This window comes from Pseudomonas sp. SF2, from assembly GCF_036858055.1.
Lineage (GTDB): Bacteria > Pseudomonadota > Gammaproteobacteria > Pseudomonadales > Pseudomonadaceae > Aquipseudomonas.
Genome location: NZ_JAMBDI010000004.1, coordinates 36,574 through 61,207 on the forward strand (window position 1 = coordinate 36,574; position 24,634 = coordinate 61,207).

The window sequence follows — 24,634 nt, forward strand, 5'->3', positions numbered from 1 at the left end:
GGATTCCCCCTGCTACTGCTGCAAAATGCCGTTGAGCGATTCCAGAACCTCGGCGGTGATCAAGCTCAGGCGGTAGCTGTAGTAGCAGTAGGCGCAGACCATGGCGATAGCAGAGATCACCAACGGGCTCCACCAGGGCCATTCCCAGCGCCGCATGCGGTGTGGGCGATGGACGACGTTGGTATAGGGATCGTCGCCCGGGAATTCCGGCGCGGGGCCGCGCAGTTCACGAATGACCCTGTGCATCCGCGAAATCAGGGCGTTGATGATTTCATCGCACTTTGGGTCTAGGGCGTACTTGCCCTTCAGGCCCAGGCAAAAGCAGAAGTACAGGAACTCCAGCACATCCTGGAATTCCTCGGGCGACTGCATCATCCGCTCCAGCAAAAGGAAGATCTTCTCGCCACCGTGAGTTTCGTCATGGAAGATGCTGAGCAGTGGTTCTTGGCTCCAGCACGAATTGTTGCCCCAGGGTCGGCTCATCACGGCCTCGTCCAGATACAGGCACAAGGCATAGGAATAGACTTCGAGATGCGCAGTGGAATAACCGTGCTGCTGTATTTCCTCGCGGATGGCGCTGACCTGGGTCTGCAGGGTCTTGTGCACGTATTCGATGTTGGGCAAGTCATCCAGCGTGCGCAGGCGCATGACCAGGCCGAACAGCGGGTTTGCCGCGTCAAGCATCAGGTTGGCGAAGCCGCCGCGTAGCTGGAAGTCCGGGTCGGCCGGATAACCCTCATGACCTGCGCGCCTGCCCTGACCGGGCGGATAGGGTGAATCGGTGCCCTCCGGGACATCGAGCATGGCATGCAGGCTGTTTTCAGTTACGTCATGGGCAGTGTTGGCTGACTGGAATTTTCCAGGAGGAACAGCAGATGGGCCGGGCATGAAGAGGTCCTTGTCTTCCAGTAGACTGAAGACATGAACACTATCGGGGAATCAATTCTTCGAGGAGCTTGGGGCGTCCCAAAACGTTGTAGGAATTTTCTCCTTTTCTCCTTTTCTGGACGCCTCAGCAGTTGATCGGTTACCCCGAGTCCCAGCAATTGTCGCCGTGATGCCGGAATTCTGGGGCCGCTTTGCGGCCCTTTCGCGACGCAAGGCCGCTCCTGCAACGACTGCGCCAGCCCTCGTGTGGGCGGTGCAGCGCCGCAACCGTTCAATCAGCCAAACAACCTGGCCAGAAAACCCAGCTTCTTCTTGTACGAGCGCCGTGCTTCCAGCGCATCCTCCAGGCTCACCGCCAGGAACCGCGCCTGCTGGTTGGGCTGCATCTGCCCGATCAGGTCCAGGTCGGCGCTGATCACCGTGCCGATCATGGCGTAGCCGCCACCCGACACCGCATCACGGTGCAGGATGATCGGCTCCAGCCCCGCCGGTACCTGGATCGAACCGATCGGGTAGCAGCTGTCGACGATGTTCGAGGGGTCCGAGCCGGCCCCGAACGGCTGCTCCCGCGGCTGAAAGCTCAAGGCACTGCCGCCCTTGTAGCGATAGCCAATACGGTCTGCCTCGGAACCGACCGTCCAGGCCTCGGTGAAAAAGCTCTGCGCCGCAGCCTTGGTCAGGCGGTGAAAATACAGCCCCGGCACCACCCGCAGCACCACCTCGCCCCCCAGGGCCTGGCGCAAGGCCATCGGCAGGCTTGCACCAGCGCGGGTCTTGCCGCTGGCTACGCCGACCGGCAACAGGTCGCCCGCCATCAGCTTGCGCCCATGGAAGCCACCCAATGCACCCAGCGCATAGGTTGAGCGGCTGCCGAGCACCTCGGGTACATCGATACCACCGGCCACCGCCAGATAAGCCCGGGCGCCTGCGGTAGGAAAGCCGAAACGCAACACCTGCCCGGCACGCACGGCAAATGCGGTGTCCGGGCGTTGCTCGCGGCCATCGAGCAAGGCTGGCATCTGCGCACCACACACCGCCACCAGTGCATCCTGCTGAAACTCCAGCTCCGGCCCCACCAGCGCGCACTCCAGGCCCGCGGCGCCGGCCGGGTTGCCCACCAGGTGGTTGGCCGCCCTCAGGGCGTACTGATCGAGCGCGCCGGACGGCGGGATGCCCAGGTGGTAGTAGCCTTCGCGGCCCAGGTCCTGCACCGAGGTAGCCAGGCCGGGTTTGAGTACCTTGATCATGCCAGCACCTCTTGCAGGGTCCGTGGATAGCCGACCGGGTCGGCGAGGAACGCGTCCAGGGAGAATTCCACCGGGCGAATGCGCAGGTCGAAACGGCCTTCTTCTACATCCGCCACCGCCTGGTCGTAAGTACGGCGATCGATGGGCTTGAACTGCACGATGTCTCCCGGGCGGAAGAACACCATATGCTCCTTCAGGTAGTTCAGTGTCTGCTGCGGGTCGTAGATCGGCGCCGGGGTCACGCCGAACATCTGGTAGCCGCCGGCCCCGCGCACGGAATAGATGCACCCGAAGCAGCCGCCATGGCCGAGGGTGAGTTTGGGGGTGTCCGTACGCGGGCGCAGGTACTTGGGCACCTGCAGTTGCCGCTCGCGCTCGACCATCTGGAACATGAACGGCAGGCCAGCGACGAAGCCCACCATCGACACGAACCACGGTGCGCCGCTGTGTGCGACAATGAATGCCTCGACATCGGCCAGGCCGTTGACCCGCGCGGCGTACTCCAGGTCGGTGCTGCCCGGGTCCTGGTGGCGGTCACGAAAACGCATCAGCGTTTCATGGGTCCAGGGGTCGTTGTACAGCACCGGAATCTCGATGATCCGCGTCTGCAACGAGCGCTCGGCCACCGCCTGCGCTTCAGCACCGCGCACCGCTGCCAGCAGCGCCTGCGGGGCGATACGGTCCGGGTCGAAGCGGATCTGGAACGAGGCGTTGGCCAGGCACACATCCAGCACGCCATCCAGGGCCAGCCGTTCCACCGCACGGGTGACGGCCATGCCCTTGAAAAAAGCCTCCAGCGACATGCTCTCGCTGACTTCGGCAAACAGGTGCTCGTCGGCGCCAAAGCTGTAACGGATCGGGGTTGTAGCAAGCGGTTCGGCCATGACTGTTCCTTTTCTTGGAGTCTTTATAGAAAGGCAGGCGAAAGCAAACTGCACAGGCTCAGCGTGGCGCGCGTACCACGATACCGGCAGCGTCCAGCGCCTTGCGCGTGGCCTCCACCAGGTCGAGCGCACCTGGGGTATCACTGTGCAGGCAGATGGAATCGAACGCGATGGCCAGGTCCTGCCCCTCGACCGTGCGCACCACGCCTTGCTGGCAAGCCCGCAACACCCGCTCAGCAACGGCCCTGGGCTCGTAGCCCCGCACATTGCGGGTAAACACGATCGACCCGCTCAGGTCGTACTCGCGGTCGGCGTAGAACTCGCGAATCACCGGCTGGCCCAGTGCCTGGGCAATGCGGCAGATCACCGAACCCGGCATGCAGTACAGCAGCAGCTCCGGCTCGATCACCCGCAGGTTTTCCACCAGCAGCCGCGCGGCTTCTTCGTCACGTGCCAGATGCATGTACAGCGCACCGTGCGGTTTGATGTGCTGCAGGCGCACGCCTTGGGCGCGGGCAATTTCACGCAGTGCGCCGAGCTGGTAGAGCATGTCGTCGACCAGTTCCTGGGCCGGGGCATTGATGTGCCGGCGGCCGAAGCCGACCAGGTCGCGGAACCCAGGGTGCGCCCCCACAGCAACGCCTAGGGCCTTGGCCCGCTGGACGGTGCGGCGCATGGTGCCGGGGTCACCGGCATGGAAGCCGGTGGCGATGTTGGCCGAGCTGATGTAGCCCATCAGCTCGTTGTCGACGCCGTCGCCAATGGTCCACGGGCCAAAGCCCTCCCCCATGTCCGAGTTGAAATCCACCACCTGCATGACTGTCTCTCCTGGCGCTTGTGACTGCATGCAAGCCACGTTAGATTCTCCGCACCCCCTTGGGAAGATTTATAAACAGATGGGGTGTCTTCGGAAAATCAGATACCCAGGGAGCCTACCGTGTCACTGACCCTGCGCCAGGTCCGCTACTTCGTCGCCACCGCCGAGATCGGCCAGATTTCCCAGGCGGCGATCCACCTGAACATTTCCCAGTCTGCCGTGACCACGGCGATCAAGGAGCTGGAGGCGATGCTCGGCGTGATGCTGTTCCAGCGCTCGGCCCAGGGCATGAGCCTGACCGAGGCCGGTCGGCACTTCCTGAACCGCGCCTACGTGATCCTGCGCAGCGTGGACGATGCGCTTAACAGCCCGCTGCCGGATGTGCGCGCCAGCGGCCTGCTGCGCCTGGCAGCAAGCTATACGGTGATCGGCTACTTCCTGCCGCATCACCTGCAACGCCTGGAACACTGGCACCCGGACGTGACCCTGGAGCTTTACGAACAAGAGCGCAGCGCCATCGAGCAAGGCCTGCTGGAGGGGCGTTTCGACATGGCGGTGGTGCTCACCGCCAACCTCACCCACCCGGACATCGTCTCGGAAACCCTGTTCAACTCCGAACGCCGCCTGTGGCTGCCCGGCCACCATCCGCTGTGCGAGCGCTCGGCGGTAAGCCTGGCCGATGTGGCTTGCGAGCCGTTCATCCTGCTGACCGTGGATGAAGCCGAGCAAAGCGCCATGCGCTATTGGGAACAGGCCGGGCAGCGGCCGAAAGTGCGGGTGCGGACCAGTTCGGTGGAAGCCGTGCGCAGTATGGTCGCCAATGGCAGCGGTGTGGCGATCCTGTCGGACCTGGTGCACCGCCCGTGGTCGCTGGAGGGCAAGCGTATCGAGACGGTGACCATCAGCGACCCGGTGACGCCGATGAGCGTGGGGTTGGCCTGGCACCGGGAACGGGCGTTCAGCCCGGCGATGCAGGCCGTGCGCAATTACTTCCATGATGCATTTCTGGCGCCGCAGCAGTTGTCGGCACGGCGCTGACCAGTTTTTTGCCGGCCCGGCCTCTTCGCGGGCATGCCCGCTCCCACAGGGGCCGCGTGGCTTTCAAGTATCCAGACCAAGGCCGGCTTGCTTTTACCGCTCCACGGGCATAGCGTTCGGGAGTTTTCTTTACTGTGCCCAGGAGCAACTCCATGTACACCGGCATCGTCCAGGCCGTCCGCCCTCTGCTTGATGTGACCACCTACCCGGGCCACAACCAGTTCACCATCGACCTCACCCCGGAACTGCTCGACGAGCTGAAGATCGGCGCCAGCGTCAGTGTCGAGGGCACCTGCCTGTCGGTCACCGAAATCGACGGCACCCAGGTCAGGTTCGACGCCATGACCGCCACCCTCGAGCGCACCAACCTGCGCAACTTCAAGGCCGGCCAGGGCGTCAACATTGAACGCTCGGCGAAGATGAACGCCGAAGTCGGTGGCCACCTGATGGCCGGCCACATCGCCACCACCGCCGAAATCGTCGAGCTGTCGATCAAGGAAACCGGTGCCTTCATCAAGTTCCGCATGCCACCGCAATGGGGCAAGTACGTGTTCCCGCGCGGTTTCATCGGGGTAAACGGCTGCAGCCTGACCGTCGCCGATGTCGAGGACAACGTGATCACCATCAACCTGATCCCGGAAACCCTGCGCCAGACTACCTTCGCCAGCTACAAGGCCGGCGAGCTGCTCAATATCGAAGTGGACCACCAGACCATGGTCCTGGTCGATGTGGTGGAGCGCACCATCAAAGGCACCCTGGCCCGCGAAAAACTGCTGCCCTGAGACCCGCCCATGCTGCCTACCGCCCTCCCCGCACGCACAGCCAAACGGCTGCGCCTGCAAATTCTGCGTGGTCGTGTCGGCCTTGGCCTGGTCGCCGGCCTGTCGGTGCTGGCCGGCATGACCGATGCCATTGGCCTGCTGGCCCTGGGCGACTTCGTATCGTTCATGAGTGGCAATACCACCCGCCTGGCCGTCGCCATCAGCGAGGCGGACCTGGCCCTGGTGCTGCGCCTGAGTGCTGCGGTGCTGGGCTTCGTCGCTGGCAACGCCCTGGGCGTGCTGCTGGCGCGCGGCTTCCGCCGTCGGGCCTGGCCGGTGCTGCTGGTGGTCGCCGCCCTGCTGGCCTTCGCGGCGACATGGCCCTTGGCGGTCACTTTTCCGGCGTTGCTCGCGGCCACACTGGCCATGGGCATGATCAATGCCGTGGTCGAACAGGTGAATGGCCTGCCTATCGGCCTGACCTACGTCACCGGTGCCCTGTCGCGCTTCGGTCGTGGCCTGGGGCGCTGGCTGCTGGGCGAGCGGCGCAATGGCTGGCGGGTGCAACTGGTGCCTTGGGCCGGCATGCTGCTGGGTGCCGCGCTGGGTGCCTGGCTGCAACACCACCTGGGCCTGCTGGCACTGACCGGCAGCTGCGCACTGGCCTGCGTACTGGCCATGGTGTCGCGGTTCATCCCGGGCGCCTGGCAGCGCGGTTACATGCCGCGCTGATCACCTGTGGAAGCTGGTTGGCGATGCGCCGCGAAAGCGGCGCGCACTGAAATCAGATGCCTTCGCGGGCCAGGTCCATGGCGAAGTAGGTGAGGATCAGGTCGGCACCGGCACGCTTGATCGCGCCAATGCTTTCACGCACCACCCGGCCTTCATCGATGGCGCCAGCCAGGCCGCCGAACTTGATCATCGCGTACTCGCCGCTCACCTGATAGGCCGCCAGCGGCAGGCGCGATGCTGCGCGGATATCGGCGATCACGTCGAGGTAGGCACCGGCCGGCTTGACCATCAGCACATCCGCCCCTTCCTGCTCGTCGAGCAGCGACTCACGCACGGCTTCGCGGCGGTTCATCGGGTTCATCTGGTAGCTCTTGCGGTCGCCCTTCAGCGCGGTACCACCGGCTTCACGGAACGGGCCATACAGCGACGAGGCAAACTTGGTGGAATAGGCCATGATCGCGGTATCGTGGAAACCGGCACCATCCAGCGCGCTGCGAATGGCCTGGACCTGGCCGTCCATCGCCGCCGACGGGGCAATGAAGTCGGCACCGGCAGCGGCGGCGATGACTGCCTGCTTGCCCAGGTTGGCCAGGGTGGCGTCGTTGTCCACGCCATGGTCGTGCAACACACCGCAGTGGCCGTGGCTGGTGTATTCGCAGAAGCAGGTGTCGGACATCACCACCATTTCCGGCACGGTGTCCTTGCAGATGCGCGACATGCGCGCGACCAGGCCGTTTTCGTTCCAGGTGTCGCTGCCAACGGCGTCCAGGTTGTGCGAAACGCCAAAGGTCATTACCGACTTGATACCGGCGCGGGCATAGCGCTCGATTTCCTGGGCCAGCAGCTTCTCGGGGATGCGGTTGACGCCCGGCATGCTGGTGATCGGCACGAAGTCATCGATGCCCTCTTCGACGAAGATCGGCAGGATCAGGTCTTCAAGGCGGAACTCGGTTTCCTGGAAGATCGTGCGCAGGGACTCGTTCTGGCGCAGGCGGCGTGGACGAACGGACGGGAATTGGTTGGACATGACAGCTCCAGGGAATTTGAACGGCGTATACCTTATGCCTGTCTCGCGCCAGTGAAAAGGCCAGATGACGAGATATTGTCTTGCGTCAAAGGCAATGGCTGCATTTTTCCTGGGCCGGCCTCTTCGCGGGTAAACCCGCTCCCACAGAATTCGCGCTGCACTTGCAGGAGCGGGTTTACCCGCGAAGAGGCCACTGCAAGCAACCTGTTACTGCAGCCAGGGCGGCGCAGGCTCCTCTGCCCTGGCCACCCCATGCTCGGCCTCGACCCGCGCGGCACGCCGGCGCGCATCATCCAGCCGCGCCGCATCGATCTCGCGCATCACCCCGGCCACGTCAGCCGCCTGCTCGTCATCCTCGAACAGCCCCGTCAGCGGGCTGTCCGGGCGCAGTTCGCCCGCCTCGTACAAGGCCCACATTTCCTGCGCATACCGGGTACTTTTCAGCTCCGGCGCAAAGCGCCCGAAATAGTGGGCCATGTTGGCCACATCGCGCTGCAGCATGCTGAAGGCATGGTTGTTGGCCGCTGCGTCCACAGCCTGCGGCAAGTCGATGATCACCGGCCCGTCCGGGCCAAGCAGCACGTTGAACTCCGACAGGTCGCCATGCACCAGTCCGGCACACAGCATCAGTACGATCTGGCGAATCACGAAAGCATGGAACGCCCGGGCATCCTCGGCGTCGAGGTGCACGTCGTTCAGGCGAGGGGCCGCGTCACCGTCGGCATCGGTCACCAACTCCATCAACAGCACGCCGTCCTGGAAGTCATAGGGCTTGGGCACCCTCACGCCGGCACCGGCCAGGCGGAACAGCGCCGCCACTTCGGCATTCTGCCAGGCGTCTTCGGCTTCCTTGCGGCCGTATTTGCTGCCCTTGGCCATGGCCCGGGCCTGGCGGCTGTTGCGCACCTTGCGGCCCTCCTGGTACTCGGCGGCCTGGCGGAAACTGCGCTTGTTGGCTTCTTTATAGACCTTGGCGCAGCGTACCTGGCTGCCGCAGCGCACCACATACACGGCGGCTTCCTTGCCACTCATCAATGGCCGCAGTACTTCATCGACCAGGCCGTCTTCGATCAGGGGTTCGATTCTTTTCGGTGTCTTCATCAGGCTGCGTTCGGGGTCCTGGCTGTGTTGCGGACATCCTCTCACAGCCTGATGCGACTTGCTCGTCTGTCTTCAGGGCGAACGACTCAGGCGCCCTGCCCTACACTGCCAACCGCCACACCGCGCGCCCGACGCCGTGTCACCAGCAGCCCGGAACACACCACCAGCACCGCCAGCACCATGGTCGATACCACTTCCAGGCGGTGGTCCGGACGGAACAGCATCAGCACCAGCACACCGCTGATGAACAGGATCACGCCCCAGGTCAGCCACGGGAACAGCCACATGCGGTAGCCCAACGTCTTGCCCTGTGCGGTCAGGCGCTGGCGCAGGCGCAGCTGGGAAACGGCGATCACCAGGTACACCAGCAAGGCAATGGCGCCGGAGCTTGCCATGAGGAAGCCGAACACCTTGGCCGGCACCAGGTAATTGGCGATCACCGCCAGGAACGCCGCACCGGTAGACAGCAGCACCGCCACCACCGGCGTGCCACTGCGGCTGGTCACCTGGGCGCAGGCAGGGGCGTCACCGCGGCGGCTCAGCGAATAGACCATGCGCGAGGCGGTGTACAGCGAGGAGTTGAGGCAGCTGGTCACCGAGGTCAGCACCACGAAGTCGATGATGGCCTTGGCATTCGGTACCCCGAGGGTGTCCAGCACCGTGACATACGAGCCTTCGGTGGCCAGGCGCGGGTCGGTCCACGGTACCAGCGCGATGACAATGAAGATCGACAGGATGTAGAACAGGGTGATCCGCCAGATCACCGAGTTGGTGGCCTTGGAAATATGCTTGCCTGCTTCGTCGGATTCGGCCGCGGCGATGGTCACCACCTCGGCCCCGAGGAACGAGAACATGGTAATCAGCATGGCGCTCAGCACGGCACCAAAACCATTGGGCATGAAACCGCCGCTATCCCACAGGCGCGACACACCGCTGACACCGGAGCCTGGCAGCAGGCCAAAGATGGCGCACACTCCCAGCGCGATGAAACCGACGATGGCCACCACCTTCACCAACGCCAGCCAGAACTCGAACTCACCGTAGTTCTTCACGCTGAACAGGTTGGTGGCGGTCAGCAACAGGGTAATCACCAGCGACAATACCCAGATCTCCATCTGCGGGACCCAGGAATTGATGATGGTGGCGGCGATATTGGCCTCGATGGGGATGATCAGTACCCAGAACCACCAGTACAGCCAGCCGATGGTGTAGCCGGCCCACTTGCCAATGGCGAGGTCGGCATAGGTAGAGAACGAACCGGTGTCCGGCGAGGCAACGGCCATTTCGGCCAGCATGCGCATCACCAGCACCACCAGTGCGCCGGCCAGGATATAGGCCAGGATGGTGGCGGGCCCTGCTTCGGCAATCGCACGGCCGGAGCCGACGAACAGGCCGGCACCGATCACGCCGGCAATGGACAGCATGGTGACATGCCGTGATTTCAATCCATGACTCAAATTGTTCTTGTGGGTTTGCATGGCGCTACCTTGTTGTTTTTGTCATGCCCACGCGGGGGCCGCCGGCTTGCACGTCACCGACGCAGGCGCGAAAAAGCCCGCCCTGCCCTAGATGGTGAGTAGGGCAGTACGGGTTGAGTAAAACGAAACCGCAGAACGTATTACCGCTATGTCAGCCGGCAGCCCGCTGCCGGGGCGCCAGGTCGGCCTTGGGGAACCCGCTGCCCTGGCGGGCAACCTGCTCACAGACCTTGTCGACGATGTAGGCACCGATCGGGATGGCGGAGGTGGCGGCCGGCGACGGCGCGTTGCACACATTGACGCTGCGCGCAGTGTTGACGAACAGGAAGTCGTCGATCAGCTTGCCGTCACGCGACACGGCCTGGGCACGCACGCCGGCCGGGTAAGGCGTGAGATCGGCCTTGGTGATGCTCGGGCAGTACTTCTGTACCTGCTTGAGGTAGCCGCCCTTGAACAGCGAGTTCTTCATCTCGATCAGGCCCGGGCGGAAGTTCTTCGCCAGCACCTTGAGAATGCCGGGGGTGGTCAGGGTCTGGAACAGGTCGCTGGGGCTGATGTCGCTCTTGCGATAACCCTCACGCTTCATCGCCAGCACGGCGTTGGGGCCAACGGTGACGGTGCCGTCGATCATGCGCGTCAGGTGCACGCCCAGGAACGGCATGGACGGGTCGGGAATCGGGTAGATCAGGTGGTTGACGATCTGGTTGTGCTGTTTGGGCAGCAGGTAGTACTCGCCGCGGAACGGGCAGATGACGAACTCGGTACGCAAGCCCAGCATGCTCACCACCCGGTCGGCCATCAGGCCCGAGCAGGTCACCAGGAAACGGCTGCGCAATTCGTCACCCTGCGTGCGCACGATCACTTCGCTGGCCAGTTCCTGCAGGCCGACCACCTCGGCGCCGTAACGGATTTCGCCGCCGGCGCGCTGGAACTCGGCGCCCATGGCCGCAGTCACTTCGGCGTAATTGACGATGCCGCTGGAGGGCACGAATATGCCGCCCATGCCGACGATATTGGGCTCGCGCTCGCGCAGTTCGGCCGCCGACAGCCAGTAGCGCTCCAGGCCATTGGCCGCGGTGCGCTCCCACAGCGCTTTCATGCGCTGCATTTCCAGGTCGTTGGTGGCCACCAGCAGCTTGCCGCACTCATCGAAGCGGATGCCGTGCCGGGTGCAGAAGGCCTTGGTGGCCTTGTTGCCTTCCAGGCAGAAGCGCGCCTTGAGGCTGCCGGGGGTGTAATACACGCCGGCGTGGATCACGCCGCTGTTGTGGCCGGTCTGGTGGCGGGCCGGGCCGGACTCTTTCTCCAGCAGGAGAATCTTCGCGTCCGGGTAGACCTTGATCAGGTGCATGGCCGTGGACATGCCCACAATGCCACCGCCAATGATGATGAAATCGTACACAGCCTTACCTCACACGCAGGCATTGCCTGACTGGCTCACCATGGCCCGCACGGGTCATGGTGGCATCGTTTTGTGCAAAGGCGCGTGGGCGGGCGCCCGCCCCGCGCCCTGTCATTATTGCCCGCGCTGGTACAGCGGTTTGGGGAAGGCGACGTAGCCGCGCTGGCGCATCAGCTCGCGGCGCAGGCCTTCGTGCGGCGTAAAGCGGTCGCGGCCATGCAGCCAGAACAGATTGTTGATCAGCAGGAAGCTTCCCACGCCCACCGGTACCGACAGCTTCTTCTCGCTGCCTTCGAGCGATTCGGACAAGGCGTTCAGCCAGATGCCCTCCTCGTAGTTCTCCGGCTGCACGAACTGGTCGATGTAGCGCATGGTCGGACGGCCTTCGGCATCGGTGTCGAACACCGAGTGGAACACATCCTCGGACACCTTCTTGCTCGGTGGTGCGGTCCAGCGCATTTCCCGACGGGCCAGCGGGTGGCGGAAGAATTCGTCGCACTGCTCCCAGTCGTCCAGGTGCAGCAGCAGCGAGTTGCCGCCTTCCATGTTCTTTTCGTCGATCTTCAGCATCAGCACGTAGTCGGTGATCTGGTTGACGAAGGTGCCATCGTTGTGCAACTCCATGACCCGGTGCGGCTGACGCAGGTAGCTATCGGAGTTGTCGGTGTTGACCACCACGAAGCGGGCATAGAACTGGCCGCTCATGGCGTCGTAGTTGGAGCGGCCGATCAGGTGTGCGCAGGCGGTGGTGAACTTGACCATGTCCTCGGCCTGGCTCACGTCATCCAGGCCGACCGGGGTGATCAGCATGCCGCCGCTGGCGCGATTGAGGATGGTATTGAGCAGCACCGGCCGCAGGGTGCCCTGGCACAGCTCGTCGAGGATCTCGCCAACCCGGAAGCGCAGGAACGACTTGTACTCCAACGCCTGCACCGGCCACTGGGCAACGGCCTGGACGAACGCTTCGACCGTTTCGCGGGCAAAGGTGAGTTCAAGCAGGCGCGGCGACTGTTTCGAGGGGGCGATGGTGTAACCACGCGGTTCGAGCGGCAGTGGCATCACAAGTTCGTCGATCTGCGTAAAAGCGTTCATGGCAGTGTCCTGGCAGAAAAAAGTGGGGTGGCGCCGTCCGGGCATGAGCTGGATCAGTGCGGGCGAGGTAAAAATATCGCCACAAACTGAAAATGTCTACATTTTTGTTGTTCGACGACAAAACGTTTGTTTGTCCATTGTTTTTCGCCAGCGAACGCTTTCGGTATGATCGACAAAACCGTTTGAGGAACAGGATCTTGGAAGCGCTCGCCCCCCGACAAAACTCAGCATTCAGCGGGTATGAGAGGCTCAAGAAGGACATCATCCGCGGCGTGTTCAAGCCCGGAGAAAAGCTGTTGATGAGCACCCTGAAGGACCGCTACGACCTGGGCGTGGGCCCGCTGCGCGAAGCGCTGTCGCAGCTGGTGGCCGAGCACCTGGTCAACGCGATCAGCCAGAAGGGCTACCGCGTGGCGCCCATGTCGCTGGACGAGATGAACGACATCTACGATGCCCGCGCCAACCTGGAGGCGATGATCATCACCCTGGCCATCGAGCGTGGCGACGACGCCTGGGAGGCGTCGGTACTGGCCCACTCGCATACCCTGGCCAAGGTGGTGGAAGTGAAGACCCGCGAGCAGCGCCTGGATGTGTGGGACGAACGGCACAAGGCGTTTCACACTGCCATTGCCTCGGGCTGCGGCTCCAAGCACCTGCTGCAGGCGCGCACCTACCTGTTCGACCAGGCCGAGCGCTACCGGCACCTGTGGCTGACCCAGACGGTGTTTTCCGAACAGGCGCTGGAGCTCAAGCGCCAGGAGCATGCAGCACTGGTCGAAGTGATTCTGGCCCGGGACGCCAAGCGCGCCAGTGCCATGATGCGTTCGCACCTGATGACCCCGGTGCCGATCATTGCGCAGATCATGCATGCCGAAGGGATTGGCGCACGCTGAAACACCACGGCGCCTGCTTCGCGGGTAAACCCGCTCCCACAGGGATGTCACCGCTCTTGGGGGCGACGCTGCACCTGTGGGAGCGGGTTTACCGGCCAAGAGGCCAGTGCAGGCCAAAGACGCTAGATGAATTTTTCTTAAATCGCCGTTTGGCTATTCTTTGGCACAATCAAGTCTCCATTAGATGCCCGGAAACCAGCATGCCTCGCGTACTGACCATCGAAGACGACGCCGTCACCGGCCAGGAAATCGTCGCCGAACTTACCAGCCACGGCCTGGAGGTGGATTGGGCCGACAATGGCCGTGAAGGCCTGGCCAAGGCCATTGCCGGCGGCTACGACCTGATCACCCTCGACCGCATGCTGCCCGAGGTCGATGGGCTGACCATCGTTACCACCCTGCGCAGCCTCAAGATCGCCACACCGATCCTTATGATCAGCGCCCTCTCCGATGTCGACGAGCGGGTACGCGGCCTGCGTGCCGGGGGTGACGACTACCTGACCAAGCCGTTCGCCTCCGACGAGATGGCCGCACGAGTCGAAGTACTGCTGCGCCGCAACAGCGTGCCCATGACCCAGACCCGCCTGCAGGTCGCCGACCTGCAACTGGACCTGATCAGCCACGAAGCCCGCCGCGGCGAACAAACCCTCAACCTGCTGCCCACCGAGTACAAGCTGCTGGAGTACCTGATGCGCCATAGCGGCCAGGTGATCACGCGGATGATGATTTTCGAGGAAGTCTGGGGCTACCACTTCGACCCGGGCACCAACCTGATCGACGTGCACATCGGCCGTCTGCGCAAGAAAATCGACTCACCCGGCCAGTCGCCGCTGATCCGTACGGTACGGGGCTCCGGCTATGCCATTGCTGAACCCGTCTAAGGGCTGGAGCTCCTCGACCAGCCGCCTGCTGGCGCTGTACAGCTTTCTGTTCGTGGCCTGGAGCAGCATCCTCATGGGGGTGCTGTACTTCGAGGTGTCCAGCTACCTGAACAAACTCACCCGCCATTCCATGCTGCAGCGCCAGCACCTGTTCGCACACATGAGCGGCAAGCAGCTGGACGACGCCCTGGTTGCCAGCCAGGCCTTCGAAGAACGCAGCTTCGACGCCTATGGCCTGTTCGACAACCAGCTCAACCCGATCGGCGGGCGCATTCGTGCTGTCCCGCCAGAGCTGGGGCTGGACGGCAAGGTTCACGAACTCAAGCGCTGCCTGGACGCCGACGACCCGCACATGCCGCGTGACAGCTGCGACGCGGTGGCGATCAAGGTGCAGGATGGCCGCTGGCTGGTGCTGGTGCGCGACAACGGCTCGCTGTTCGTGGTCACCCGGATCATCCTGCATGCCCTGCTCTGGGGGATCTCGCTGACCCTGATCCCGGGGTTTGCCGGCTGGTACCTGCTAAGGCGCCGGCCGCTCAAGCGCATCCGCGCGATCCAGGCCCAGGCCGAACTGATCGTCGCCGGTGACCTTACCCACCGCCTGCCGCTGTCGGCCCGGCGTGACGAGCTGGACATGCTGGCGGCCATCGTCAACGCCATGCTCGACCGCATCGAGCGGCTGATGCATGAGGTCAAGGGCGTGTGCGACAACATCGCCCACGACCTGCGCACCCCGCTCACTCGCCTGCGCGCCCAGCTGTACCGCATTCGCCAGCAAAGTGACGTCGACTCCACCCAGGCAGAGGCGCTGGACCAGGCCATCGGCGAAACCGACACCCTGATGGCGCGTTTTCGCGGGTTGTTGCGCATCAGTGAACTGGAAGACCGCCAGCGTCGAGCCGGTTTCGTCCAGCTTGACCCGCACGAACTGCTGGTGGAGTTGCACGACTTTTACCTGCCGTTGGCCGAAGATGGCGGCATTCGCCTGGAGCTGCAGCAGCCAGCTGAACTGCCAGCATTGCACGGTGATCGCGAACTGCTGTTCGAGGCGCTGGCCAACCTGGTGGGCAACGGCATCAAGTTCACGCCTGAGGGTGGGCGGGTGCGGATTGCTGCCACCCAGGATGACAAGGGCCTGCACCTGGCCATCGAGGACAGCGGGCCGGGTATTCCGCAAGAGGAACGTGCGGCAGTGCTGAAGCGCTTCTACCGTAGCGATGAAGGCCACCGCCATGCGGGGTTCGGGCTGGGGTTGTCGATCGTTGCGGCGATCGTCGACCTGCATGGGTTCGGGCTGGAGGTGGGGGAAAGCGAATTGGGTGGGGCCAGGTTGGTTCTACATTGCCCATTGGCTGGACTGGCCAAATAAAAGCCGGGGCCGCAAAGCGGCCCCCCTTGAAGCCGATCAGTCAGCCAGACGCCAGGTAGTCCCACCCTTGCTGTCTTCCAGCACCACACCCATGGCGGTCAGCTGGTCGCGAATACGGTCGGACTCGGCCCAGTTCTTGTCCGCACGCGCCTGCAGGCGCGCCTGGATCAAGCCCTCGACCTCAGCGGCATCCACCTTGCCTTCGGCACCAGCACGCAGGAAGTCATCGGCTTCCAGCTGCAGCACACCCAGCACATCACCCAGCTCGCGCAGGCGACCGGCAAGGCCGGCAGCGGCCTCCACGTCGCTGTCGCGCAGGCGGTTGATCTCGCGCACCAGGTCGAACAGCACGGCGCAGGCTTCGGGGGTGCCGAAGTCGTCGTTCATGGCCACGCTGAAGCGCTCGACAAACTCTTCGCCACCCTTGGCCGCCACCCGCGGCAAGCCGCGCAAGGCGTGGTAGAAGCGCTCCAGTGCGCCCTTGGCATCACGCAGGCTGTCTTCCGAGTAGTTGATTGCGCTGCGGTAGTGGCTGGCCACCAGCAGGTAACGCACCACTTCCGGGTGATACTTTTCGAGCACGTCGCGGATGGTGAAGAAGTTGTTCAACGACTTGGACATCTTCTCGCCATTGATACGGATCATGCCGCAGTGCATCCAGGCATTGGCGTACTGCTTGCCGGTGGCCGCCTCGCTCTGGGCAATCTCGTTCTCGTGGTGCGGGAACTCCAGGTCACTACCGCCACCGTGGATGTCGAAGCTTTCACCCAGGCAGCAGGTGGACATCACCGAGCACTCGATGTGCCAGCCCGGACGCCCCGGGCCCCATGGCGATTCCCAGCTCGGCTCGCCCGGCTTGACGCCCTTCCACAGCACGAAGTCCAGCGGGTCCTGCTTGGCTTCGTCGACCTCGATACGGGCACCGATGCGCAGGTCTTCGATCTTCTTGCGCGAGAGCTTGCCGTAGCCGACGAACTTGCCGACGCGGTAGTACACGTCGCCATTGCCCGGGGCGTAGGCGTAACCCTTGTCGATCAGGGTCTGGATCATTGCGTGCATGCCGGCGATATGGTCGGTGGCACGCGGCTCCTGGTCCGGCGGCAGGATGTTCAGGCGGCGCTCGTCTTCGTGCATCGCGTCGATCATGCGGGCGGTCAAGGCGTCGAAGCTCTCGCCGTTCTCGTTGGCCCGGTTGATGATCTTGTCATCGATGTCGGTGATGTTACGCACGTAGGTCAGCTCATAGCCGCTCTTGCGCAGCCAGCGGGTGACCAGGTCGAAGGCCACCATGCTGCGGCCATGGCCCAGGTGGCAGTAGTCGTATACGGTCATGCCGCACACGTACATGCGCACCTTGTTGCCATCCAGCGGCTTGAAGACTTCCTTCGCTTTGCTCAGCGTGTTGTAGATGGTAAGCACGGCGGTTCCTCAGCTGCCCCAGGAGTCACGCAGGGTGACAGTGCGGTTGAACACCGGGCGCCCCGGCTGGCTGTCTTTCAGGTCGGCGCAGAAGTAGCCTTCGCGTTCGAACTGGAAGCGGTCCTCGGGCTGCGCCTGGGCCAACGACGGCTCGGCACGGCAGCCGCTGAGCACTTGCAGCGAACCTGGGTTGATGTTGTCCAGGAAGCTGCCGCCCTCCTCGGTCTTTTCCGGGTTCGGCGAGCGGAACAGACGGTCGTACAGGCGCACTTCGCACTCGACGCTGCCCTCGGCCGGCACCCAGTGGATCACGCCCTTGACCTTGCGGCCTTCCGGGTTCTTGCCCAGCGTGTCCGGGTCGTACGAGCAACGCAGCTCGACGATGTTGCCGTCGGCATCCTTGATCGCCTCGTCGGCGCGGATCACGTAGCTGCCGCGCAGGCGCACTTCACCGGCCGGCTCCAGGCGCTTGTAGCCCTTCGGCGGCTCTTCCATGAAATCGTCGCGGTCGATGTACAGCTCACGGGAGAACGGCAGCACGCGCACGCCCATGTCTTCCTTCGGGTGGCGCGGCAGTTCGAGCTGCTCGACCTGGCCTTCCGGATAGTTGGTGATGACCACTTTCAGCGGGCGCAGCACGCACATGGCGCGCGGCGCGGTGCGGTCCAGGTCGTCACGGATGCTGAACTCGAGCATCGACATGTCGACCACGCCGTCGGAACGGTTGGTGCCGATCATTTCGCAGAAGTTACGAATCGAGGCCGGGGTGTAGCCACGGCGACGGAAGCCGGACAGGGTGGACATGCGCGGGTCGTCCCAGCCTTCGACGTGCTTTTCGTCAACCAGCTGCTTGAGCTTGCGCTTGGATGTGATGGTGTAGTTCAGGTTCAGGCGGCTGAACTCGTACTGGCGCGGGTGAGCCGGCACCGGCAGGTTGTCGAGGAACCAGTCGTACAGCGGACGATGCCCTTCGAACTCCAGGGTGCAGATCGAGTGGGTGATGCCCTCGATCGCGTCCGACTGGCCGTGGGTAAAGTCGTAGTTGGGGTAGATGCACCACTTGTCACCGGTCTGGTGGTGGTGGGCATGGCGGATGCGGTACAGGATCGGGTCGCGCAGGTTCATGTTCGGCGAGGCCATGTCGATCTTGGCCCGCAGCACGCGCTCGCCGTCCTTGAACTCGCCAGCCTTCATGCGGGCGAACAGGTCGAGGTTCTCTTCAACGCTGCGCTCGCGGAACGGGCTGTTCTTGCCCGGTTCCTTGAGATTGCCACGGTATTCCTTGGCTTGCTCAGGGGTAAGGTCGCAAACGTAGGCCTTGCCACGCTTGATCAGCTCGACCGCCCAATCGTGCAGCTGGTCGAAGTAGTCGGAGGCGTAGCGCACGTCGCCGGCCCAGTCGAAGCCCAGCCACTTGACATCGCTCTGGATGGCGTCGATGTACTCCTGGTCTTCCTTGGCCGGGTTGGTATCGTCGAAACGCAGGTGGCAAACGCCCCCGAATTCCTTGGCCAGGCCGAAGTTGACGCAGATCGACTTGGCGTGACCGATATGCAGGTAGCCATTGGGCTCCGGCGGGAAACGGGTGACGATGCTGCTGTGCTTGCCCGAGTCCAGGTCGGCCTGGATGATCGGCCGCAGGAAGTTCGCAGGGACAGCGGGGGCGCCTTTGGCAGCGGCGTTGGGCGCGTTGTCGGCAGTGGGCTTGCTCATAGGATCCTTGAATGCACGTGTCCGGCCTGGGTAGGCCGATTGAATCAAAGGGCCTATCATAGCCGAAGCAGTCAAGCTGCTGACAGCCGGGCCCGGACAAACTGGCGTGATTTATCACGGCTTTTTGCCGCAGCCTGGCAAAATGGCCAGTGCGCGCCATGTGTCGCGATCGCCTGATCCTGCGTCAGGTGATAACCCGCGCCCTGCGCACCCTAATTCCCGATTGCCTTGAAAGAGCGAGTTTCAGCATGTCCAAAGTCAAACTGAGCACCAACCACGGCGACATCGTCCTGCAACTGGACGCCGAGAAAGCGCCGCTGACTACCGAAAACTTCGTTCAGTACGTCAAGGACGGCCACTACAACGGCACCGTGTTCCACCGCGTGATCAAGGGCTTCATGATCCAGGGCGGCGGCTTCGAGCCTGGCATGAGCCAGAAGAAAACCCGCGCCAGCATCCAGAACGAAGCCGACAACGGCCTGAAGAACAAGAAGTACAGCATCGCCATGGCCCGCACCATGGAGCCGCACTCCGCCTCGGCGCAGTTCTTCATCAACTCGTCCGACAACGACTTCCTCAACCACAGCGGCAAGAACGTGCAGGGCTGGGGCTATGCGGTATTCGGCGAAGTGATCGAAGGCCGTGAAATCGTCGACGCCATCGAAAAAGTCGCCACTGGCTCCAAGGCTGGCCACCAGGACGTGCCAAAAGACGACGTGGTCATCGAGAAAGCCGAGATCATTGAGTGATCCTGCTGATCTCCGATCTGCACCTGCAAGAAGAACGCCCGGACATTACCCGGGCGTTTCTTGATCTGCTCGATGGCCGTGCCCGCCACGCCCAGGCGTTGTACATCCTTGGCGACTTCTTCGAAGCCTGGATCGGTGACGATGCCATGACACCCTTCCAGCAGTCGGTCTGCCACGCCATGCGTCGGCTGAGCGACAGCGGCACGGCCATCTACCTGATGCACGGCAATCGTGACTTCCTGATTGGCCAGGCCTTTTGCGACGCTGCCGGCTGCACGTTGCTGCACGACCCCAGCGTGATCGAACTGGGCGGTGAACAGGTGCTGCTGATGCATGGCGATACCTTGTGCACCCGCGACCTGGCCTACATGAAAATGCGCCGTCTGCTGCGCAACCCGCTGAGCCTGTGGCTGTTGCGGCACCTGCCGCTGTCGGCCCGCTACAAGCTGGCACGCAAGCTGCGCAGCGAAAGCCGCACGCAAACGCGGATGAAGTCCACCGAAATTGTCGATGTCACGCCGGAGGAAGTACCGAAGGTGATGGCGGCGCATGGTGTGCGCACCTTGGTGCATGGGCATACCCATCGGCCGGCGATACACAAGCTGGTGGTCGACGGGCAACCGGCACGGCGTATCGTGCTGGGCGACTGGGACCGCCGGGGCTGGGCCTTGCAGGTTGACGAGCAAGGGTTTCAGCTGGCGCCGTTCGAGTTTTCCTGACCGACCGAGTCGCCTTCTTCGCGGGCGTGCCCGCGAAGAGGCCGGTATGCCTTACTGCTGGACCACCGCCCCCTTGTCCCGCTCACTGATCACCACTTCCCGGTACTCGGGATCAGCCTTGATCTGCGCCTCGGTAAACGGAATCACCGCCAGTTGCCTGGCCGCAAACGCCCTGGTCTGGTCACTGGCATGCACCGAAGCCGCTTCACTCGACTGGGAAAACGCCAGCAATCCACGGGCCTCTGGCCCCTTGTCGGTAAAGCTGACCAGCTGCAGGTAGCTGGTACCACTGACCACCAGCCGCTTGCCCTGCCCTTGCGGCACACTGTAGATCGCGTTGTACACACCCAATGCCTGCGGGCCACCCGGCACCGGCGTGCCATCGCTCGACTGTTGCACCTGCCCCCAACGCGCCTCCCCCGCTATGCCGCTGTCACTCACCTGCTTGAGCGAAGCCAGCGCGGCCTGGTGCAGCAGCTTGCGCACGGCCGCCTGCTCGACCGCCAGCCCACGCGGGGTGTGCTGCGGATCGGCCGGGTCGAAGGCCACCCGCCAGCTTTCCGGGTGCTCGGCCAGGGCATCGAACAGGTTCTGGAAGTGCACCAGGCCAATGCCACTGTCCAGGTCAGCCTTGCCATTCCAGGCCGCCAGGCTACTGCATACGGCACGCACATCCGCATCGGCGCCCTTGCACCAATGCAGCAGGTCAGGCAGTACCAGGCTGGCCAGGTAGACCTCGTCATCGGTCACCATGCGCAGCAGGTCGTCAACGCCCAACCGGGCCTGACCCTGCAGGCGTTGCAGGGCAAAGCGGCCACGCATGCCCAGCGGCTGGTCACTGCGGCTGACCAGCGGCGAATAACCGGTCAGCGGCTGCGCCGGGTTGGCCATCCAGGCCGGGTCGTTGGAGTTCTGCACGAAATCTTCGCGCTCCAGGCTCGGCAGCAGCCGTGCCGGGAAGATCCCCGGCTGCGCGGCCTGCGCATCGACCTTCCACTGGCATGCGCTGCGTGAACCATCCAGTATCACCAGGCGCCCTTGCGCCTGCGGGTTGCTGCATGCGCCCAGCAGTTGCTGATCCACATAAGGCACTACTGACTGGTTCAGGTACAGGGCCTTGCCAGCCTGGTCCACCGCCAGCGTGTTGACCCAGGGAATGCCTTGCAGTTGTTCGATAGAGCCTTTCAACGTCACCAGGCTATCGGCACGGTTGATCTGGTACCACTGCTGCAACACCCGGGTATTTTCGAGGTTGGCGTCGCGCAGGCTGTAGGCCACATGTGCATCCCAGTCCAGGCGCCCTGGCCATTGCACCACTGGGCCGAACTGCGAGCTGTAGACCTGGCGCTGTACCTGGCTCAGGCCGCCATCCTCTGCCTTGACCGCAACGCTGACGGTTTGCCGGGTCAGCGGAAGCGATTTGCCATCAAGCAGGTAGCGGGTCGGGTCCTTGGGGTCTAGTTGCAGGCGGTACAGGGTAAAGTGCTTCGACGTATCGACGGTGTGCGTCCAGGCCAGATGCTGGTTGAAACCGATGTTGACCACTGGCAGGCCCGGCAATGCCGCCCCCATCACATCGAGCTGGCCGGGAATGGTCAGTTGCATCTGGTAAAAGCGCAGGCCGCCCATCCATGGGAAGTGCGGGTTGGCCAGCAACAGGCCGCGACCATTAGCCGAACGCTGCGCCCCGACGGCCACTGCATTGCTACCGCGTTCCGTGGCAAAGCGTTGCTGCCGGGCCAGCGCCGTGGCAAACCCTGTCGGCGCTTGCTGGCTGGCCAGTGTTGGCGGTTGCGCCCCCGCCAGCGCTTCGACGAACTGCCCGACACCGCCTTCAGCCAGCAGCCGACGAGTCAGTTTGACCAGGTCCTCGCTGCTGATCGGCCGCAGCCACTCGCCGTTGCCACATTCGGCGGGCAACCCTTGGCTGCGGCGCTCGACCAGCGCCCGGTTGTAGCCGCTGGCATAGCCTGCCAGCAGTGCCTGTACCGGCACCGGCTGCGCCTGCAAGAACGCATCGACTGCCGCCGGCGTGTTGAGCCAGGTGAAGAACACATCACTGGCCAGGTTGTCACGCTGCTCCAGGGTCTTGCCCTTGGCACCGAAGTAGCGTGAGCGCTCGCCGCTCACGGTCAGCACTTCATTGGCCAGCAGGCACAGGTTGTCCTGGGCGTAGGCGTAGCCGATGCCGTAGCCCAGGCCACGCTCGTCCTTGGCCACGATGTGCGGCACTCCGTAACTGGTTCGGCGAATCTGCGCACTGGCATCGGCTGCGGCGGACTGCGCCGGCGCTGCACCGACGCTGAAGGCTATCAGGGCTGCGGCCAGGCCAGCGCAAGTCATGGGACGGGAAAGTGGAAACACGGGCACTCCTCGGCTTCGGGGTCATCCCGATCAGACGAATGGCCAGGTGAAAATTTTACGTACTACAAGGCAATGGAACGTCTTGAACAGAACCAGGCAATTTTTTTTTTGCGAGTGGGCTGCAGTTTTTCCGTTCTCATTCGTCCTAGTCAGTGAGGCACCCATATTTCGGGTTCGTCCACGAAAAGGAGCATTCACATGTACAACCCGCAAACCTCGATCCAGGCTGGGCGCGTCCCAGGCAAAGCACCCAAGGGACAGGGCGTATTTGCTGACGAACGCATCGGCAACGAACATATCCGCGAACTATTGCGCAGCTTCGGCCTGCGCACCAGCCTGATCCGCCTGAAGGTCATCGATGCCTTGCACGCCGCCGACCGCAATGGCCGCAGCATTGGCGTGCGCGGCGTGCACGCGCAACTGGAACAGCTGGACATCCCGCTGTCGTTCCTCAGCGTGCGCGAAGTGCTCAAGCGGCTGTGCGCCGAGGGCGTCATCCAGCTGGGCAGCGACAAATGCTACAGCCTCAACCCCCAGGCGCGCGCCGTGCTGGAGCAAACGCCTTCGCGCTGAGCGCATGGCCGGCCATGACTGGCCGGCCCGCCAGGCTCAAGGCTTGACCTTGCGCCGCAGAATGCCGTTGATCACCACGACCACCACGGCGATGGCGATGGCCAGCATCTGGAAGGTCTGCTCACTGATCGTGCCCTGCTTCTGCAGGTGGGACAGGCCCAGCATCAGGCCCAGTACCACCAGGATGATCAGAAGAGAATATTTGAGGCGCTGCACGTGTGTCATCGAAGGTTCCTTGCAACATCAGGGGCAAATGGCTCGCAACGAGCCGCGCCAATGATACAACGGCCACCAGCCCCGGCGCTGCATTTCCTGCTGGGTGGGGCGGCGACTGCCTGAAAGCATGGGGCTCCCAAGCACTCATGCCGGAGGCACCATGTACAAACCCCTGCTGTTCACATCGCTGTTTCTGACACCCTTTTCCCTTCATGCACTGGACACCCACCAGGTCCCGGCCGAGCAACTGCTCGAACTGGGCCGCGAACTGGCTGCCCATGCCGGTGCCAGCCAATGGCAACAACTCTGGCAGCGCGTGCGCCAGGCGGGTTATCTGCAGGCGCAGGGTGCTCCGCTGCATTTCAGCGCACCGCCGGCGCAACTACCCGAACTGGCCATGCAAACCCTGGCCCGGGCCGACCAGGTACAAGCGCTGCACCAGACCCAGGCACTGTACCGCCGCAGCTTTGCCGACCAGATCATCGGCCGGCGTGGCGGGCAGCCGCTGCATGCGCTGTGCCTGCTGGTCGATTGGCGCACGTTGCCACAAGGCATGCGCGACACGCCACAGGCCTATCTGCGCAGCGCCAGTCTGCTGAGCAGCTATCCGTGCGAATGAGGGTTACCAGACCCAGTACGCAACACAGGGAGAAACCAGATGGGAAATCACTCGCCACATCCAAATGTTGAAGCCATGTCCTACAACGCCGGATATCGCTGCCTGCAAAACCTGTTCGCTGAAGCTACAACCCCCAACCCATATGCCGCCTAGCGACGCGCCTCGGCTGTCACAGAAAATCCAGTCACACCTTCGACATAACGCCGCTGGTGATCGGGTAGCACAGCCCATCCGCCCCGAAGGAGCGCCATATGCAATTGCCAGACTTGAGCCACATCGATATCAGCCAACTGCCCCACTCGCTGCAGGCCCTGATCGACTGCATCGGCATCGACAACGCCTACCAGCTGACCTGCGCCTACGGCGGCAGGCCCAAGTACATCCCCAAGCACCGCGAGCGCACCAAGCTTGCCGACGTGCTGCCGGCCGAAGCGCTCGACGCGCTGATCAAGCGCTTTGCCGGTGTGGCCCTGGAAATCCCCAAGGCTGACCACTTCCTGCGCCAGTTGCGCAACCTGCAGATCCAGAAGGAAAGCGCCAGCGGCTTGTCCCGCAGCCTGCTGGCCGACAAGTACGGCCTGAGCCTGCGCCAGATCGGCAACATCCGTCGCCAGGAACCTTGCGCTCGCTGAAGCCCAAGCATCGTGGCCGC

At 63.5% G+C, this 24,634-nt stretch carries 24 protein-coding genes; 11 read left to right on the top strand and 13 right to left on the bottom strand.

What is annotated here, in order from left to right:
- Window positions 1-12 precede the first annotated feature (12 nt).
- The 4 genes from icmH to M2S36_RS01465 all read right to left on the bottom strand — a co-directional run bounded on the left by icmH (window position 13) and on the right by M2S36_RS01465 (window position 3,836).
- Window positions 13-888 (bottom strand): type IVB secretion system protein IcmH/DotU, encoded by an 876-nt coding sequence (gene icmH, locus M2S36_RS01450; RefSeq protein WP_207834974.1) that lies wholly within the window; start codon window positions 886-888, stop codon window positions 13-15.
- A 275-nt stretch (window positions 889-1,163) separates the two neighbouring features.
- Window positions 1,164-2,135 carry a biotin-dependent carboxyltransferase family protein gene (locus tag M2S36_RS01455; RefSeq protein WP_207834976.1) on the bottom strand — a complete coding sequence of 324 codons (972 nt, stop codon included), beginning with the start codon at window positions 2,133-2,135 and terminating at the stop codon, window positions 1,164-1,166.
- A complete protein-coding gene (locus tag M2S36_RS01460; protein ID WP_333956582.1) occupies window positions 2,132-3,019 on the bottom strand; it encodes a 5-oxoprolinase subunit B family protein in 888 nt (295 codons plus the stop codon). The genes M2S36_RS01455 and M2S36_RS01460 overlap by 4 nt, the downstream gene beginning before the upstream one ends.
- Before the next feature lie 58 nt (window positions 3,020-3,077).
- Window positions 3,078-3,836, bottom strand: a complete 759-nt coding sequence (locus tag M2S36_RS01465) for a 5-oxoprolinase subunit PxpA (protein ID WP_207834987.1) — start codon at window positions 3,834-3,836, stop codon at window positions 3,078-3,080.
- Between the two features lie 120 nt (window positions 3,837-3,956).
- Here M2S36_RS01465 and M2S36_RS01470 point away from each other — a divergent pair, with 120 nt between their 5' ends.
- From M2S36_RS01470 to M2S36_RS01480, 3 genes are all read left to right on the top strand, one after another.
- Window positions 3,957-4,874, top strand: coding sequence for a LysR family transcriptional regulator (locus M2S36_RS01470; RefSeq protein WP_063914826.1), 918 nt, complete (start codon window positions 3,957-3,959; stop codon window positions 4,872-4,874).
- A 152-nt stretch (window positions 4,875-5,026) separates the two neighbouring features.
- Window positions 5,027-5,656 (top strand): riboflavin synthase subunit alpha, encoded by a 630-nt coding sequence (locus M2S36_RS01475; RefSeq protein WP_207834989.1) that lies wholly within the window; start codon window positions 5,027-5,029, stop codon window positions 5,654-5,656.
- Between the two features lie 9 nt (window positions 5,657-5,665).
- A complete protein-coding gene (locus M2S36_RS01480) occupies window positions 5,666-6,367 on the top strand; it encodes a YoaK family protein (RefSeq protein ID WP_333956584.1) in 702 nt (233 codons plus the stop codon).
- A 52-nt stretch (window positions 6,368-6,419) separates the two neighbouring features.
- Here the strand turns inward: M2S36_RS01480 and hemB are convergent, their stop codons facing one another.
- From hemB to glaH, 5 genes are all read right to left on the bottom strand, one after another.
- On the bottom strand, window positions 6,420-7,394 hold the full coding sequence (gene hemB, locus M2S36_RS01485) for a porphobilinogen synthase (protein WP_013972900.1): 975 nt from the start codon (window positions 7,392-7,394) through the stop codon (window positions 6,420-6,422).
- Between the two features lie 207 nt (window positions 7,395-7,601).
- Window positions 7,602-8,495: a PA4780 family RIO1-like protein kinase gene (locus M2S36_RS01490; protein ID WP_063914830.1), complete on the bottom strand. Its 894-nt coding sequence runs from the start codon at window positions 8,493-8,495 to the stop codon at window positions 7,602-7,604.
- Window positions 8,496-8,581: 86 nt separating this feature from the next.
- Complete coding sequence (gene gabP / locus M2S36_RS01495) at window positions 8,582-9,973, bottom strand: GABA permease (protein ID WP_063914831.1); 1,392 nt, start codon at window positions 9,971-9,973, stop codon at window positions 8,582-8,584.
- 151 nt (window positions 9,974-10,124) lie between these two features.
- Entirely contained in the window at window positions 10,125-11,375 is a 1,251-nt protein-coding gene (lhgO, locus tag M2S36_RS01500) for an L-2-hydroxyglutarate oxidase (protein WP_207834993.1), read from the bottom strand.
- A gap of 114 nt (window positions 11,376-11,489) precedes the next feature.
- Window positions 11,490-12,467 (bottom strand): glutarate dioxygenase GlaH, encoded by a 978-nt coding sequence (glaH, locus tag M2S36_RS01505; RefSeq protein WP_013972903.1) that lies wholly within the window; start codon window positions 12,465-12,467, stop codon window positions 11,490-11,492.
- A 197-nt stretch (window positions 12,468-12,664) separates the two neighbouring features.
- Here glaH and csiR point away from each other — a divergent pair, with 197 nt between their 5' ends.
- The 3 genes from csiR (at window position 12,665) to M2S36_RS01520 (ending at window position 15,610) form a co-directional block, all read left to right on the top strand.
- A complete protein-coding gene (gene csiR / locus M2S36_RS01510; RefSeq protein ID WP_063914834.1) occupies window positions 12,665-13,360 on the top strand; it encodes a DNA-binding transcriptional regulator CsiR in 696 nt (231 codons plus the stop codon).
- A 200-nt stretch (window positions 13,361-13,560) separates the two neighbouring features.
- Complete coding sequence (locus tag M2S36_RS01515; protein ID WP_025338946.1) at window positions 13,561-14,241, top strand: response regulator transcription factor; 681 nt, start codon at window positions 13,561-13,563, stop codon at window positions 14,239-14,241.
- Entirely contained in the window at window positions 14,219-15,610 is a 1,392-nt protein-coding gene (locus tag M2S36_RS01520) for a sensor histidine kinase (protein WP_207835002.1), read from the top strand. The genes M2S36_RS01515 and M2S36_RS01520 overlap by 23 nt, the downstream gene beginning before the upstream one ends.
- Before the next feature lie 36 nt (window positions 15,611-15,646).
- Here the strand turns inward: M2S36_RS01520 and cysS are convergent, their stop codons facing one another.
- Both cysS and M2S36_RS01530 read right to left on the bottom strand, forming a co-directional pair.
- On the bottom strand, window positions 15,647-17,029 hold the full coding sequence (gene cysS / locus M2S36_RS01525; RefSeq protein WP_112253490.1) for a cysteine--tRNA ligase: 1,383 nt from the start codon (window positions 17,027-17,029) through the stop codon (window positions 15,647-15,649).
- Window positions 17,030-17,038: 9 nt separating this feature from the next.
- The gene (locus M2S36_RS01530) at window positions 17,039-18,742 is read right to left on the bottom strand and encodes a glutamine--tRNA ligase/YqeY domain fusion protein (protein ID WP_087500591.1); all 1,704 of its coding nucleotides are present in this window, start codon (window positions 18,740-18,742) and stop codon (window positions 17,039-17,041) included.
- A 248-nt stretch (window positions 18,743-18,990) separates the two neighbouring features.
- Between M2S36_RS01530 and M2S36_RS01535 the strand changes: the two genes are divergently transcribed.
- Together M2S36_RS01535 and M2S36_RS01540 are read left to right on the top strand one after the other, a co-directional pair.
- Entirely contained in the window at window positions 18,991-19,491 is a 501-nt protein-coding gene (locus tag M2S36_RS01535) for a peptidylprolyl isomerase (RefSeq protein ID WP_087500592.1), read from the top strand.
- Entirely contained in the window at window positions 19,488-20,210 is a 723-nt protein-coding gene (locus tag M2S36_RS01540; RefSeq protein ID WP_207835006.1) for a UDP-2,3-diacylglucosamine diphosphatase, read from the top strand. The genes M2S36_RS01535 and M2S36_RS01540 overlap by 4 nt, the downstream gene beginning before the upstream one ends.
- A gap of 51 nt (window positions 20,211-20,261) precedes the next feature.
- On the opposite strand, the gene pvdQ is transcribed toward M2S36_RS01540, so the two are convergent.
- Window positions 20,262-22,574 (bottom strand): bifunctional acylase PvdQ, encoded by a 2,313-nt coding sequence (gene pvdQ, locus M2S36_RS01545; protein ID WP_333956586.1) that lies wholly within the window; start codon window positions 22,572-22,574, stop codon window positions 20,262-20,264.
- Window positions 22,575-22,772: 198 nt separating this feature from the next.
- Between pvdQ and M2S36_RS01550 the strand changes: the two genes are divergently transcribed.
- Window positions 22,773-23,147 (top strand): fe2+ zn2+ uptake regulation protein, encoded by a 375-nt coding sequence (locus M2S36_RS01550; protein WP_333956587.1) that lies wholly within the window; start codon window positions 22,773-22,775, stop codon window positions 23,145-23,147.
- 36 nt (window positions 23,148-23,183) lie between these two features.
- Here the strand turns inward: M2S36_RS01550 and M2S36_RS01555 are convergent, their stop codons facing one another.
- The gene (locus M2S36_RS01555; protein ID WP_003248064.1) at window positions 23,184-23,372 is read right to left on the bottom strand and encodes a hypothetical protein; all 189 of its coding nucleotides are present in this window, start codon (window positions 23,370-23,372) and stop codon (window positions 23,184-23,186) included.
- 151 nt (window positions 23,373-23,523) lie between these two features.
- Between M2S36_RS01555 and M2S36_RS01560 the strand changes: the two genes are divergently transcribed.
- Together M2S36_RS01560 and M2S36_RS01565 are read left to right on the top strand one after the other, a co-directional pair.
- Window positions 23,524-23,982, top strand: coding sequence for a hypothetical protein (locus tag M2S36_RS01560; RefSeq protein WP_207835013.1), 459 nt, complete (start codon window positions 23,524-23,526; stop codon window positions 23,980-23,982).
- A gap of 251 nt (window positions 23,983-24,233) precedes the next feature.
- Entirely contained in the window at window positions 24,234-24,614 is a 381-nt protein-coding gene (locus M2S36_RS01565) for a Mor transcription activator family protein (RefSeq protein ID WP_063914843.1), read from the top strand.
- Window positions 24,615-24,634: the final 20 nt, after the last annotated feature.